This window comes from Klebsiella pasteurii (assembly GCF_018139045.1).
GTDB lineage: Bacteria > Pseudomonadota > Gammaproteobacteria > Enterobacterales > Enterobacteriaceae > Klebsiella > Klebsiella grimontii.
The window spans coordinates 592,060-605,880 of record NZ_CP073236.1 but is presented as its reverse complement, the minus strand read 5'-3'; the positions used below and the strand labels follow the sequence as shown (position 1 = coordinate 605,880).

14 protein-coding genes are annotated in these 13,821 nt (G+C 55.1%); 11 read left to right on the top strand and 3 right to left on the bottom strand.

What is annotated here, in order from left to right:
* Nucleotides 1-55: 55 nt before the first annotated feature.
* Entirely contained in the window at nucleotides 56-760 is a 705-nt protein-coding gene (locus KCG39_RS02795; protein ID WP_004121287.1) for an SDR family NAD(P)-dependent oxidoreductase, read from the top strand.
* A 214-nt stretch (nucleotides 761-974) separates the two neighbouring features.
* A complete protein-coding gene (locus KCG39_RS02790; RefSeq protein ID WP_004121288.1) occupies nucleotides 975-1,220 on the top strand; it encodes a YmjA family protein in 246 nt (81 codons plus the stop codon).
* Nucleotides 1,221-1,340: 120 nt separating this feature from the next.
* Here KCG39_RS02790 and ompW read toward each other — a convergent pair whose 3' ends face one another.
* Entirely contained in the window at nucleotides 1,341-1,979 is a 639-nt protein-coding gene (gene ompW / locus KCG39_RS02785) for an outer membrane protein OmpW (RefSeq protein WP_004121296.1), read from the bottom strand.
* Nucleotides 1,980-2,292: 313 nt separating this feature from the next.
* On the opposite strand from ompW, the gene KCG39_RS02780 reads away from it, so the two are divergent.
* The 4 genes from KCG39_RS02780 (at nucleotide 2,293) to yciA (ending at nucleotide 6,536) form a co-directional block, all read left to right on the top strand.
* The gene (locus tag KCG39_RS02780) at nucleotides 2,293-3,036 is read left to right on the top strand and encodes a YciC family protein (protein WP_004121298.1); all 744 of its coding nucleotides are present in this window, start codon (nucleotides 2,293-2,295) and stop codon (nucleotides 3,034-3,036) included.
* Nucleotides 3,037-3,088: 52 nt separating this feature from the next.
* Nucleotides 3,089-3,628: a septation protein A gene (locus KCG39_RS02775; RefSeq protein ID WP_004101360.1), complete on the top strand. Its 540-nt coding sequence runs from the start codon at nucleotides 3,089-3,091 to the stop codon at nucleotides 3,626-3,628.
* Between the two features lie 229 nt (nucleotides 3,629-3,857).
* Nucleotides 3,858-6,038, top strand: a complete 2,181-nt coding sequence (locus tag KCG39_RS02770; RefSeq protein ID WP_142467680.1) for a TonB-dependent siderophore receptor — start codon at nucleotides 3,858-3,860, stop codon at nucleotides 6,036-6,038.
* Nucleotides 6,039-6,137: 99 nt separating this feature from the next.
* Complete coding sequence (yciA, locus tag KCG39_RS02765) at nucleotides 6,138-6,536, top strand: acyl-CoA thioester hydrolase YciA (RefSeq protein ID WP_004121302.1); 399 nt, start codon at nucleotides 6,138-6,140, stop codon at nucleotides 6,534-6,536.
* 32 nt (nucleotides 6,537-6,568) lie between these two features.
* Here the strand turns inward: yciA and KCG39_RS02760 are convergent, their stop codons facing one another.
* Nucleotides 6,569-7,105 carry a YniB family protein gene (locus KCG39_RS02760; RefSeq protein ID WP_004121305.1) on the bottom strand — a complete coding sequence of 179 codons (537 nt, stop codon included), beginning with the start codon at nucleotides 7,103-7,105 and terminating at the stop codon, nucleotides 6,569-6,571.
* A gap of 130 nt (nucleotides 7,106-7,235) precedes the next feature.
* On the opposite strand from KCG39_RS02760, the gene hxpB reads away from it, so the two are divergent.
* From hxpB to KCG39_RS02740, 4 genes are all read left to right on the top strand, one after another.
* Nucleotides 7,236-7,904 (top strand): hexitol phosphatase HxpB, encoded by a 669-nt coding sequence (hxpB, locus tag KCG39_RS02755; protein WP_004121307.1) that lies wholly within the window; start codon nucleotides 7,236-7,238, stop codon nucleotides 7,902-7,904.
* A 148-nt stretch (nucleotides 7,905-8,052) separates the two neighbouring features.
* A complete protein-coding gene (gene kduD, locus KCG39_RS02750) occupies nucleotides 8,053-8,814 on the top strand; it encodes a 2-dehydro-3-deoxy-D-gluconate 5-dehydrogenase KduD (protein WP_004121311.1) in 762 nt (253 codons plus the stop codon).
* Nucleotides 8,815-8,905: 91 nt separating this feature from the next.
* A complete protein-coding gene (locus KCG39_RS02745) occupies nucleotides 8,906-9,496 on the top strand; it encodes a metal-dependent hydrolase (RefSeq protein WP_004121316.1) in 591 nt (196 codons plus the stop codon).
* 134 nt (nucleotides 9,497-9,630) lie between these two features.
* Nucleotides 9,631-11,022 carry an L-cystine transporter gene (locus KCG39_RS02740; protein ID WP_049112263.1) on the top strand — a complete coding sequence of 464 codons (1,392 nt, stop codon included), beginning with the start codon at nucleotides 9,631-9,633 and terminating at the stop codon, nucleotides 11,020-11,022.
* Nucleotides 11,023-11,097: 75 nt separating this feature from the next.
* Here the strand turns inward: KCG39_RS02740 and cedA are convergent, their stop codons facing one another.
* The gene (cedA, locus tag KCG39_RS02735; protein ID WP_049112262.1) at nucleotides 11,098-11,337 is read right to left on the bottom strand and encodes a cell division activator CedA; all 240 of its coding nucleotides are present in this window, start codon (nucleotides 11,335-11,337) and stop codon (nucleotides 11,098-11,100) included.
* A 196-nt stretch (nucleotides 11,338-11,533) separates the two neighbouring features.
* Between cedA and katE the strand changes: the two genes are divergently transcribed.
* Nucleotides 11,534-13,792: a catalase HPII gene (gene katE / locus KCG39_RS02730; RefSeq protein WP_142467681.1), complete on the top strand. Its 2,259-nt coding sequence runs from the start codon at nucleotides 11,534-11,536 to the stop codon at nucleotides 13,790-13,792.
* Nucleotides 13,793-13,821 lie beyond the last annotated feature (29 nt).

The following is a 13,821-nucleotide window of genomic DNA, read 5'->3' as shown; positions in this document are numbered from 1 at the left end:
TGCTACAGCACCAGCCTATATTTATCCCATCATTTATTTAAGCCGGAGGATACCAATGGCCGCTTCCACTAAAACAGTATTGATCGCGGGCGCTTCACGCGGGCTTGGCCACGCCATGGCTGAACAGTTTCTGCGGCATGGCTGGCAGGTCATCGGCACCGTGCGCGATCTGTCGCAAACCACGCCGCTGCACCATCTGGCTCGAGCATATCCTGGACGGGTTCGTATTGAGGCGCTGGATATTTGTGATAATGACGGGATCGCGGCGCTGCGCGAAGCGCTTAGCGATAGCGTACTGGATATGCTATTCGTCAACGCGGGCACCACCAACCGCGATCCGACACAAACCATCGGCGAAATCGCGACGGAAGAGTTTATTCATGTCATGTTGACCAACGCGCTCGCGCCAATGCGGGTAATAGAAAGTCTGCAAGATGTCGTGTTACCGCAGGGACTGATTGGCGTCATGTCCTCAGGGCAAGGCAGTTTGAGCAATAATACCGGCGGGCAGCGCGAGTTGTACCGCGGGAGTAAAGCCGCGCTGAATATGTTTATGCGCAGCTTTGCCGCCCGCCCTGCCTGCGTATCGCATCCGCTGGTGGTCATGGCGCCGGGCTGGATCCGCACGGCCCTCGGCGGCGAGAGCGCCCCGCTTACCATTGCAGAGACCATCCCCTCGCTGGTGAACGTGCTGCTGGAAAAACAAAATCGCCCCGGATTAGAGTATTTGGATTATCGAGGATGTCGGGTGCCGTGGTAATAGTTTTATGCGTATTAATGGCGTGCTGACGAGTTCAGGGCAGTCAATTTTCGTTTTTTACGCTATTACCCCCGATGACGGGGAGTTTCCGCGCCCGTCTCGCTTGGTGTGGGCTGTTCATGCGTTTTTCTGGTCGCTCCTGAGCTAAAGCCCGGCAGGAGTGGTATTATTCATGGCAGAAAAAACAGGCACAACGTCAACCGGGGAGCGATTTATGCACGAAGAAGTACCTCTGAAATATTACGACATTGCGGATGAGTATTCGACCGAGTCCGCCGAGCCCGTGAGCGAGTCGGAACGCGATCCTCTGGCGCGCTATTTCCAGCTGTTGATTACTCGCCTGATGAATAACGAAGAAATCAGCGAGGAAGCGCAGGGAGAGATGGCCGTACAAGCGGGCATCGATCGCCAGCGCATCGATGATATCGCGGTATTTCTGAATAAATGGGGTAATGAGTAGCGGTTGACGCGGCCGTTCCGGGAGTGCTTGCGGCAAATGACGCATCGCCAATCGCAGTAACGGACTTCGCGTCGGGACGTGCAATAAAGCTGGTCATTGCGACCAGCTTTACCTGAGACTTTAGAACCGGTATCCGGCCGAGAACATGAACACCCACGGATCCAGACGAATACTATCGTGCTGCTGCGCGCCCGCCAGCTTATAGTTGGCGGTGGTATCGATATCCATGTACCACACCGACATGTTAATCAGCCAGTCGCGGTTAATCAGATAGTCCATCCCCACCTGCCCTGCCGCTCCCCAGGAGTCTTTCAGGCTCAGGTCAGAGATACCGGTTTTTTTACCCGTATCGTTCACGCTTTCGTCGAAGAAGGTCGTGTAGTTGATACCCGCGCCAATGTACGGACGCAGTTTGCTGCTCGAATCGCCAAAGTACCACTGCGCCATTAACGTCGGCGGTAAATGATGAACGGTTGCAATATTGCCGGTTGCCGCGGTCCCGACTTTATGCCGGAACGGCGTAGCGGCCAACAGTTCAACGCCGATGTTATCGGTTGCCATATAGGTGAATGTCAGACCCAGTTGCGTATTGTTGCTGACGTTAAAGCCCCCCAGGCTGCCTAACGTACCGCCCGCGCCTTCGGTCGGCCTGACCGTGGCCGAACCCGCGCGAATAAAAAATTCCCCGGCTTCATGCGCCCAGACGCTGCTGCCGGAAAGACTGCTCAGAATAACAACCGCCGCTGCTAACTTTTTCATACCCACTTCCTCGTTATGGTTATTCAGCGCAAGAATATACATACAAAGAGGTATGCTTGATCCAACATAGATCACATTAAGTGGGCAAATTTAACATTTATTGATCCAGGTTAATTTTCACTTTCTCAATACAATCAGTGATAAGCGTGTGATATCAAGTTTCTTCATTTACGGTACTCCGAACAGCGCTTCGCTGATTTCCTCTTCTATTTACAAAGATATACTTAGCGCGCAGCAGCAGAGACTGCTACCCCGCCGCGATTTGCGGTACAATCGCCGGCTAGTTAACACCTGCAATACTCAAGGAGAATGCATGTCTATCACGGCGAAGTCCGTCTACCGTGACACCGGGAACTTTTTCCGCAATCAGTTCGTTACTATCCTGCTGATTGCGCTGCTATGCGCGTTCATTACGGTAGTACTTGGCCATGCCTTTTCACCCAGTGAAGAACAGCTGTCGATATTAAGCCAGGGCGATAGCCTGGCGGGTAGCGGCGGGCTGTTTGAACTGGTCCAGAGCATGACGCCTGAGCAGCAGCAAATCCTGCTGCGAGCCTCTGCGGCTTCCACTTTCTCCGGTCTTGTGGGCAACGCCATCCTTGCCGGCGGCGTTCTGCTCATGATTCAAATGATCTCCGCCGGTCAGCGGGTCAGCGCCCTGCGCGCGATCGGCGCTTCCGCGCCGGTGCTGCCAAAGCTGCTGCTGCTGATCCTGCTGACGACGTTTATCGTGCAGATGGGGATGATGCTGGTGGTGGTGCCTGGCGTCCTGCTGGCTATCGTGCTCTCTTTCGCACCGGTTATGCTGGTGCAGGATAAAATCGGCATCTTCAGCGCCATGCGTGGCAGTATGCGTCTGGCCTGGGCCAACGTGCGTCTGGTGGCGCCGGCGATTATCGGCTGGCTGCTGGCGAAAACGCTGCTGCTGCTGTTTGCATCCAGCTTCGCGGTCCTGACGCCGAACGTTGGCGCGGTGGTAATAAATACCCTCAGTAATCTGATCTCTGCATTGTTGCTGATCTATTTATTCCGCTTGTATATGCTTATTCGCAACTAACTTAATCCGGGGCGGGCTATTTCTGCCCCGATCTGAACGACGGAATCGATGTATGAAGCAGTTTCTGGATTTTTTACCGCTGGTAGTCTTCTTCGCATTCTACAAGCTATATGATATTTACGCCGCGACAACCGCGCTGATTATCGCCACCGCCATCGTGCTGATCTACAGCTGGGTACGCTATCGCAAAGTCGAAAAAATGGCGCTCATTACCTTCGTGCTGGTCGCCGTGTTCGGCGGATTGACTATCTTCTTCCATAACGACGAGTTTATTAAATGGAAGGTAACGGTTATCTACGTGCTGTTCGCCAGCGCGCTGCTGTTTAGCCAGTGGGTGATGAAGAAGCCGCTGATCCAGCGCATGCTGGGGAAAGAGCTGACGCTACCGCAGCAGGTGTGGTCGCGCCTCAATCTGGCCTGGGCGGTATTTTTTATTCTTTGCGGACTGGCCAATATCTACATCGCTTTCTGGCTGCCGCAGAATATCTGGGTCAACTTCAAGGTCTTCGGCCTGACCGCGCTGACGCTGGTCTTCACTCTGCTGAGCGGCGTTTATATCTATCGCCATATGCCACAGGATGACAACCACTAAGCTGCCATTCTCCCGGCACGCAGCTTTGCGTGCCGTCTCCCCCTTGCTCCACTGTTATGCTCTCTGAACAGGATTAAAAAACCGTTTTCTTCATGATATCTACCGGATCACGGAAAGTTGCGGCAATTGTGAGGATTTTGTGGAGATTAACGCACTGTTATTGTAATGATAATTATTATCATTGATATTCTCGATCTCAATTTAACCCGATTTTATAGGGATATTTATCATGAGACCGCAGAAACAGCACATAACCACTCCTCTAGCACTGGCCATAGCAGGCTTGTTCAGTCCGGCTGGCTTTGCCGAAGAAGTGGAGCAGGATACCGAAACCATGGTGGTACGGGGAACCGCCGAAGAGGCGCTGAAGCAGCAGCCGGGCGTCTCGATCATCACCGCGGAAGATATTGCTAAAGCTCCCCCGGTTAACGATCTCTCAGAAATCATCCGTAAAATGCCCGGCGTAAACCTGACCGGCAACAGCGCCAGCGGCAGCCGCGGCAACAATCGTCAAATAGATATTCGCGGTATGGGGCCGGAAAACACGCTGATCCTTATTGATGGCGTGCCCGTCACTTCCCGCAATTCTGTGCGCTATAGCTGGCGCGGCGAACGTGATACCCGCGGCGACAGCAACTGGGTGCCGCCGGAAATGGTGGAACGCATTGAAGTTCTCCGCGGCCCTGCCGCAGCGCGCTACGGCTCAGGCGCCGCGGGCGGGGTGGTCAATATCATCACCAAACGCCCCACCAACGACTGGCACGGCTCGCTTTCGCTTTATACCAATCAGCCGGAAAATAACAAAGAAGGCTCCACTAACCGGGCTAATTTCAACCTTAACGGACCGCTGGCCGGGGACGCCCTGACCATGCGTTTATACGGTAACATTAACAAAACCGAACCCGACGCCTGGGATATTAACCGCGCGCAAAATGGATCTTATGCCGCGGGCCGTGAAGGTGTGCGCAACAAAGATATTAACGCCCTGCTGTCATGGAAAGTCACGCCGCAACAGATTATCGATTTTAGCTACGCCTATAGTCGGCAGGGCAATATCTATGCCGGCGATACCCAGTATAGCAACAGTAATATGAGCCCCAATGGCCTGGTAGATACCCTCTACGGTCAGGAAACAAACAGGATGTATCGACAGACCTGGGGGCTGACCTATAACGGGATATGGGACTGGGGCCAGTCAAAGGCGGGCGTCTACTACGAAAAAACCAACAATACTCGCCTGCAGGAGGGCACCACCGGCCGCGTTGAAGGGATGATCAACAGCGATGTCTATGACACCAGCCGCCTGGAGTCATGGCGCTCAACCGCAGAGGTGAATCTCCCCTTCAACTGGCTCGCTGAACAGACCCTCACTCTGGGCATGGAGTGGAATCACGATGAGCTGAACGATCCGGCGTCGATGCAGGCCACCACCACCACGGATGCGCTCCCCGGGGTTTCCGGCGATCCTTCACAACGCAGCCCTAAAAACAGCGCCACCCTGACCGGTATCTATCTCGAAGACAATATTGAAGCGACGCCGGGCACCAATATTATCCCGGGTCTACGTTTCGACTATCATAACGACTTCGGCAGCAACTGGAGCCCGAGCCTGAACCTGTCGCAGGATCTGGGGGATATGTTTAAGGTCAAAGCAGGTATTGCCCGGGTATTTAAGGCGCCGAACCTGTATCAGTCCAGCGAAGGGTATCTGCTTTCTACGCGGGGCAACGGCTGCCCGATAAGTATTGCCGATGGCAACTGCTATCTTTTGGGAAACCCGGACCTCGATCCGGAAATCAGCATCAATAAGGAGATTGGCCTTGAGTTTAACCTGAACGGTTATAACGCCGGCGTCACCTGGTTCCGCAACGACTACAAAAACAAGATCGTCTCGGGCACCGAGATACTGGGTAATACCGCTACCGGGGCGAATATCCTGCAGTGGGAGAACGGCGGGAAAGCGGTCGTCGAAGGTCTTGAAGGCACGCTGCTGGTTCCGGTCATTGCCGATACGCTCAGCTGGCGCACCAATACCACTTATATGATCAAATCGGAAAACAAAGATACCGGAAACCCGTTGTCCGTTATTCCGAAATACACCATCAATACCCTACTTGACTGGCAGGTAACCAGCAAGTTTTCGGCGAACGTCAACTGGACCCTGTACGGTCGGCAGAAACCGCGCGAATACGCGGAAATTCGTAATGAAAATGGGGTGCTGGCCACCAATGAAGTCGGTTCCTATTCCGTGGTGGGTATCGGCGGCAACTATCAGCTAATGAAAGACCTGCGCCTGAACGCCGGGATTAGCAACCTGTTCGATAAGCAAATTTATCGTGAAAACGAAGGCGCTTCGACCTACAACGAACCGGGTCGCGCCTATTACGCTGGCGTCACGATCTCGTTCTGACCCCTTATGCCCGCTATCGCGGGCGTATTCCCTATTTTCTCAGCGTCCTTTTCATAGTAGCATCGCGCCTGATCATCTTTGACTAGTACAGAGTATAGAATGACAACAACAGATCTTGCGCCGAAGGGCGAATTGGTTTTACGCACCCTGGCGATGCCGGCGGACACCAACGCTAACGGCGATATTTTCGGCGGCTGGCTGATGTCGCAAATGGATATTGGCGGCGCCATTATGGCCAAAGAGATTGCCCACGGCCGCGTCGTGACCGTCCGCGTCGACGGCATGACCTTTTTACGCCCGGTGGCAGTTGGCGATGTCGTATGCTGCTACGCCAACTGCGTGAAGCGCGGCAATACGTCGATAACCATTAATATGGAAGTGTGGGTCAAGAAAGTTTCGTCTGAGCCTATCGGCCAGCGCTATAAAGCGACCGAAGCGCTGTTTATCTACGTCGCGGTAGATAATCAGGGCAAGCCTCGCGCCCTGCCCGCCCTGTAATGCAGCCGGCCCGGCACAACCGGGCCGGTCGTTTACAGAAAACCGAGTAAAGAGAAGAAGAAGTAGCCCAGTACAATAATGACCACCGGCAAAACGTAAAGCGGAAAATACTGCACCAGGATGGTATGACGCGGCACCACCACACGTTCGGAGATTTGCTCGCGCGTCAGCCCTTCAGCCCCTTTTGCCTGCTCCAGAATCAGCTGATCCTCCACGCCTTCGCGCAGAAATTTAGCCTGGCGCCCCATCCGCGCCCCGGACGCCTGCAGCGCCATGCCGACAAACACCAGAATATAGATAATCCAGAAGCCAATGTTCATACCGTGCTTAAAGTCCGGCAGCGGCGAGTTGTACCAGAAGAAATTGAGGAACGGCGTATTAAAACGCATCATCTCAATCATTACATGGGCGAAGTCCATCATCACCGCGTCAATGCCCGGTTTTTTCTCACTGTGCTCGTACATAAACTTCAGCACGGAAATCAGCGTCGAGATAACCGCCGGGATAAATACCACCCACCCCAAAATACGTTTAAGTACTGCAATGCGTCCAGCTTGTTGATACGTCATGGGTTCCCCTTGTTAAGACGCCTATCCACTCTAAGTCTACCTTCGTCGGCGAATTTCGCCCAATAATGCGCGGTATGATATACCATGAGTGCCGATTCGTTATCTATTTACGCTACAAGGAGAGGGACTTATGTCAGCCAGGCGCCAGATTCACGCCGCGATTTTTGATATGGATGGGTTACTGATTGATTCCGAGCCGCTATGGGATAAAGCCGAACTGGAGGTGATAGCAAGCCTGGGGGTGGATATCAGCCGCCGCCATGAAATGCCAGATATTCTGGGCCTGCGCATCGATTTAGTCGTCGACCTGTGGTTTGCCCAGCAGCCGTGGAAAGGCCCGGATCGCGCGGAAGTCACCGCGCGGATCATCAATCGCGCCATCCAGCTGGTGGAAGAAGCGCGTCCGCTTCTCCCCGGCGCGCGCGAAGCGGTGGCATTGTGCAAAGCCCAGGGGCTAAAAATCGGCCTCGCGTCAGCATCGCCGCTGCGGATGCTGGAAAAAGTCCTCGCCATGTTTGAACTGCGCGACCAGTTTGACGCCCTCGCTTCCGCCGAAATGCTGCCGTTCAGCAAACCGCATCCGCAGGTGTATCTCAACTGCGCCGCCAGTCTTGGCGTCAGCCCAATGAACTGCGTGGCGCTGGAAGACTCGGTCAACGGCATGATTGCCAGCAAAGCAGCGCGGATGCGGTCTATCGTGGTACCGGAAGCAGAAAACAGCCGCGACCCGCGCTTCGTGCTGGCTGACGTGAAGCTTGCTACGCTTGAGTCCCTCACGCCGGGCGACCTGCTCGGCTAATCCTGTCTGTGATGATGGGATAGCGGTATCATCCTATCATCACAAAAATAAAACACCGTTTCATTTTTAATTGTTTTTTCCTCTTTCGCCCTCTATGCTTATCTCAACGGCGTTATTTGACGCATGAAATCAGCATACAGAGGTGCATATGGTACTGAACGCCTTTGACCTTGCGGGCAAGGTCGCCATCGTGACGGGTTGTGATACCGGGCTGGGCCAGGGAATGACTTTAGGCCTTGCCCAGGCCGGGTGCGATATCGTCGGCGTGAATCGCCGGATCCCCCATGAAACCGCAGAAAAGGTGCAGGCGCTGGGCCGCCGCTTTACCGCTATCCAGGCCGATCTAAGCCGGCAGGATGAGATTGAAGATATAGTGACTCAGGCTGTGGCCGCCATGGGCCGGGTAGATATTCTGGTCAACAATGCGGGAACCATCCGTCGCGCCGATGCGCTCTCCTTTAGCGAAAAGGACTGGGACGACGTGATGAATCTGAATCTGAAATCGGTGTTCTTTCTTTCCCAGGCGGTTGCCCGGCAGTTTATTCAGCAGGGTGATGGCGGAAAAATCGTGAACATTGCCTCCATGCTCTCTTTTCAGGGCGGTATTCGGGTGCCATCCTATACCGCATCAAAAAGCGGCGTACTGGGTATTACCCGCCTGATGGCCAATGAGTGGGCCGGGCATCGCATCAACGTTAACGCGATTGCGCCGGGGTATATGGCGACCAATAATACCCAACAGCTGCGCGATGACGCCGAGCGTAGCAAAGCGATCCTCGACCGTATTCCGGCCGGGCGCTGGGGGGTTGCGGATGACCTACAGGGGCCGGTCGTCTTCCTCGCCTCCAGGGCGGCGGATTACATCAGCGGCTATACCCTGGCGGTGGATGGCGGCTGGCTGGCGCGCTGATGGTTTTGTGACAAAGAGTTACACCGTCACCTCTTTCGCACACTGTATAAAAACCCTATACTGTATGAATTGACAGTTTAGGGTTTTTATCATGACGGCGGAAGGCCACCTCCTCTTTTCTATCGCCTGCGCGGTATTTGCGAAAAATGCGGAATTAACGCCCGTGCTGGCCCAGGGCGACTGGTGGCATATTATTCCTTCCGCCATCCTGACCTGTCTGCTGCCGGATATCGATCACCCAAAGTCATTTCTCGGCCAGCGCTTGAGCTGGATATCAAAACCGATAGCGCGCGCCTTCGGCCATCGCGGCTTCACCCATAGCCTGCTGGTGGTTTTTGGCGCGGTCGCGATTTTCTCATTGAAAGTGCCAGAAAGCTGGATAGTTCCGGCAGATGCGGTTCAGGGGCTGGTTCTGGGCTATCTCAGCCATATTCTCGCCGACATGCTCACCCCGGCGGGCGTTCCGCTGCTCTGGCCCTGCCGCTGGCGTTTTCGTCTGCCTCTCCTCGCGCCGCGCAAGGGCAATCAGCTGGAGCGTGCACTGTGCATGGCGCTGTTCATCTATGCCGTGTGGATGCCGCAAAACGTTGCCGAAAACAGCGCCGTTCGCTGGTCATCGGATATGATTAATTCGCTGCAAACCACCTTTAATCGCTTTATTAGCCACCAGACTGGACGATAAACCAGCGAATTATTCAATTGGTTATAATCAATTCCATTTGAATATAAGTAACGAATTACGCCTTCTGCTACCCTTGCCGTCATAAGAGTTGGTTATTGACCAACCCGGTGATAAAAGTTATCAGGAGAACGGGGATGAACTTTCCATTAATAGCGAACGTTATCGTGTTCGCGGTTTTACTGTTGGCGCTGGCCCAAACCCGGCATAAACAGTGGAGCCTCGCTAAAAAAGTGCTGGTCGGTCTGGTGATCGGCGTGGTCTTTGGCCTGGCGCTACAGCTGATCTATGGTTCCGACAGCCAGGTGCTGAAGGATTCTATCCAGTGGTTCAATATCGTCGGTAATGGCTATGTTCAACTGCTGCAAATGATCGTTATGCCGCTGGTTTTCGCCTCGATTCTGAGCGCGGTCGCCCGCCTGCATAATGCTTCGCAGCTGGGTAAAATCAGCTTCCTCAGCATCGGTACCCTGCTGTTCACCACGCTGATTGCGGCGCTGGTCGGGGTGCTGGTGACCAATATGTTTGGCCTCACCGCCGAAGGACTGGTTCAGGGCAGCGCGGAAACCGCCCGCCTCAACGCCATTCAGAGCAACTACGCCGGTAAAGTCGCGGACCTGAGCGTCCCGCAGCTGATCCTCTCTTTTGTGCCGAAAAACCCGTTTGCCGATCTGACCGGCGCGAACCCGACGTCGATTATCAGCGTCGTTATCTTCGCTGCGTTCCTCGGCGTCGCGGCGCTGAAACTGTTGAAAGATGACGTCGCGAAAGGCCAGCGCGTACTCACCGCCATCGACACGCTACAGAGCTGGGTGATGAAGCTCGTACGCCTGGTGATGCAGTTAACGCCGTACGGCGTGCTGGCGCTGATGACCAAAGTGGTTGCGGGCTCTAACCTGCAGGACATCATCAAGCTCGGCAGCTTCGTTATCGCCTCTTATATTGGTCTGGGCATCATGTTCGTGGTGCACGGTCTGCTGCTGGCGGTGAACGGCGTGAGCCCGCTGAAGTACTTCCGTAAAGTCTGGCCGGTACTGACCTTCGCCTTTACCAGCCGCTCCAGCGCCGCGTCGATTCCGCTGAATGTGGAAGCGCAAACGCGTCGTCTGGGCGTGCCGGAGTCTATCGCTAGCTTCTCCGCATCGTTCGGCGCCACCATCGGCCAGAACGGCTGTGCGGGTCTTTATCCGGCGATGCTGGCGGTAATGGTCGCACCGACAGTCGGTATTAACCCGCTCGATCCGCTGTGGATCGCAACGCTGGTTGGCATCGTGACCGTCAGCTCCGCCGGGGTCGCGGGCGTAGGCGGCGGCGCGACCTTTGCCGCCCTGATCGTCCTGCCGGCGATGGGCCTGCCGGTCACGCTGGTGGCGCTGCTGATCTCGGTGGAGCCGCTCATCGATATGGGTCGTACCGCGCTGAACGTGAGCGGTTCTATGACCGCCGGTACCCTGACCAGCCAGTGGCTGCGTCAAACCGATAAAACCATTCTTGATAGCGAAGAAGATGCGGAGCTGGCGCACCGCTAAGCTGATGCAATCTTCAGGTTATCAAAACAAAAAAAGCCGCTGAAATATCAGCGGTTTTTTATTTCCCCTGCAGCCTCAGGCGTCGATTTCCCCTTCCTGCCTCATCTGCGTCGCCCAGCGCTGCGCAGCTTCCGGCACGTTAAACGGCGGGGAACGGCGAAAATGTTCGTCTATCAGCACAAAGGCAACGTACTTACCTCGCAGAGCCCAGACGTCGCGAAAACCATCCATTTTGACGGCGTGTTCCGGCGGCGCAGGTTCCACTCGAGGCACGTAGCTAATGACCTGACGATTTTGTTGGCGAAGTGGTTTCATCACAAATAGATTCACTAAACACAGCGGGAAACGGAAACCTTTATCATAGCCGAAAGCGCCCCCTTTCGTCGCCCCCTGCTTGCGACCCTTTAGTAGCAAAACTCCTATAAAAATATGTTCTTGAAATGATGTTCTACAATTAGAAGGGTTTTGGTTTAGCAATGACCATTTTCAGCAATGAAAGCAGGAGCAAGCAATGTCTGATAAACACTCTAACCCACAACCCCATCAATCACCGGTTCACGATGACCGGGAAGCAAAACCTGGTCTGGATGCCTTGGCTCCCGAAGACCAAAACTGGCGGCCCACGCCGCATCCGACAGCCCCTGGCGAAGAGCCGACCGCGCCGGGCAGTATGAAGGCCCCGGATACGCACAGCGAAAAGCTTGATGCCCTCGAAAAACATCGCAAAGGCGGTGAAGATTATGCGCTCACCACCAACCAGGGCGTTCGCATCGCTGACGATCAAAACTCCCTGCGCGCAGGTAAACGCGGCCCCACGCTGCTGGAAGATTTTATCCTACGTGAAAAAATCACCCACTTCGACCACGAGCGCATTCCGGAAAGGATCGTCCATGCCCGCGGCTCCGCTGCGCACGGCTATTTCCAGGCGTACAGCGATTTAAGCGACATAACCAAAGCCGATTTCCTCTCCAGCCCGGAGAAAAAAACGCCGGTCTTCGTCCGCTTTTCAACCGTACAGGGCGGCGCAGGCTCCGCCGATACGGTGCGCGACATCCGCGGTTTTGCCACCAAGTTTTATACCGACGAAGGGATTTTCGACCTGGTCGGCAACAACACGCCGATCTTTTTTATCCAGGACGCGATCAAGTTCCCTGATTTCGTCCACGCGGTCAAACCCGAGCCCCACTGGGCCGTCCCGCAGGGGCAAAGCGCGCACGACACGTTCTGGGATTATGTCTCGCTACAACCGGAAACGCTGCATAACGTGATGTGGGCGATGTCCGACCGCGGACTGCCCCGCAGCTACCGCACGATGGAAGGATTCGGCATCCACACCTTTCGCCTGATTAACGCGCAAGGTAAAGCCACCTTCGTACGTTTTCACTGGAAGCCGGTCGCGGGCAAAGCCTCCCTGGTATGGGACGAGTCGCAAAAGCTGACCGGTCGCGATCCCGATTTCCACCGCCGTGATTTATGGGAAGCGATTGAAGCCGGCGATTATCCTGAGTATGAGCTGGGCTTACAGCTGATCCCGGAAGAGGACGAGTTTGCTTTTGATTTCGATCTACTGGATCCCACCAAGCTGATTCCGGAAGCGCTGGTCCCGGTGCAGCGCGTCGGTAAGATGGTCCTCAATCGCAACCCGGACAACTTCTTTGCCGAAAATGAGCAGGTGGCCTTCCATCCAGGGCATATTGTTCCGGGGATAGACTTCAGCAACGATCCGCTACTGCAGGGCCGACTCTTCTCTTATACCGATACGCAGATTAGCCGCCTCGGCGGACCTAATTTCCATGAAATCCCGATCAATAAACCCACCTGCCCGTACCATAATTTCCAGCGCGACGGGATGCACCGGATGGATATTGATACCAACCCGGCAAACTACGAGCCCAACTCCATTAATGATAACTGGCCGCGGGAGACGCCGCCGGCCGCTAAACGCGGCGGCTTTGAATCCTATGCCGAGCGGGTTGACGGAGAAAAAATTCGCCAGCGCAGCCCCTCGTTTGGCGAGTACTACTCTCAGCCCCTGCTGTTCTGGCGTAGCCAGACGCCTATTGAGCAGCAGCACATTATCGACGGCTTTAGCTTCGAACTGAGCAAGGTCGTCAGGGAGTGGATCCGCGAGCGGGTGGTCGATCAGCTGGCGCATATCGACCTGCAGCTAGCTCAGGCGGTGGGCAAAAACCTGGGGATTGAGCTCACCGACGAGCAGCGCAGCATCACCCCGCCGCCGGATGTTAACGGCCTGAAAAAAGATCCGACCTTAAGCCTGTACGCCATTCCCAGCGGCGACGTTAAGGGCCGGGTGGTGGCGGTACTGCTTAACGACCGGCCGGTCGCGAAAGAGCTGCTGGCGCTGCTGAAGACGCTGAAGGCGCAGGGGGTACATGCCAAACTGCTCTATTCCCGAATGGGTAAAGTAAAGGCTGATGACGGTAGCGAGCTGCCGGTGGCCGGAACCTTTGCCGGGTCGCCCTCGTTAACCGTCGATGCGGTTATCGTTCCCGGCGGCGATCTGCAAAGCCTGAGGAACAACGGCGATTTCCACTATTACCTGCTGGAAGCCTACAAACACCTGAAGCCAATTCTTCTGGCAGGCGATGCCCGGCAGTGCAAAGCGCCGCTGCAGATCGCCAGCCAGGGTGAAGAAGGCGTTATTGAGACGGATTTCATTGATAGCCAGGCGATGGATGAGCTAATTACCCTGATGGCGGCACATCGGGTGTGGTCAAGAAGCGCCAAAATCGCCGCGATCCCGGCGTAAAAGAGAAGCCCGGCAGAAATGCCGGGCTT